This window comes from Pseudomonas sp. KB_12 (assembly GCF_052114545.1).
GTDB lineage: Bacteria > Pseudomonadota > Gammaproteobacteria > Pseudomonadales > Pseudomonadaceae > Aquipseudomonas > Aquipseudomonas brassicacearum.
In genome coordinates this window covers 1-422 of the sequence record NZ_JBFREY010000112.1, presented here as the reverse complement: position 1 = coordinate 422, position 422 = coordinate 1, and the positions used below count along the sequence as shown (strand labels likewise).

The 422-nt window shown below is 58.8% G+C and carries 1 protein-coding gene; it reads right to left on the bottom strand.

The genetic code is table 11. The annotated features are described in order from the left end of the window. On the bottom strand, positions 1-422 hold a 422-nt coding region (locus AB4Z20_RS28095), incomplete at both ends, for an immunoglobulin-like domain-containing protein (RefSeq protein ID WP_442091250.1).

Sequence of the window (422 nt, the reverse complement as noted above, 5' to 3'; positions counted from 1 at the left end):
GTCAGGCTGACAGTCGAGGTGTCGATGGTATCGGTAACGTCAGTCACCGCAGGCGTGGTGCTCGGAACCAGGTTCTCGAAGTTACCACCAGTGGCTTTATCGATGCTGACTTCGACTTTGCCAGCGTCTTTGTAGACGTCGTCTTTTGGTGCGTCGACGGTCACGGTGCCAGTGGTGGCGCCCGCAGCGATGTTGATTACAGCGCCGTTGCTCAAGGTGACGGTCACTGGTGAGCCGGCGGCGTTGGTCAGGGTGGCGGTGTAAACGATGGAACCGCCTTCGGCGACAGTGTCAGTTGCCGAGAGCGTCAGGCCAGTGGTGTCCTGGGTGTCTGTGACGATGGTGTCGGCAGGCTTGCCGTCGATGTCCAGTTTTTCGTAGTTGCCGCCCTTGGCGTCATCAATCTTCACGCTCAGGTTATC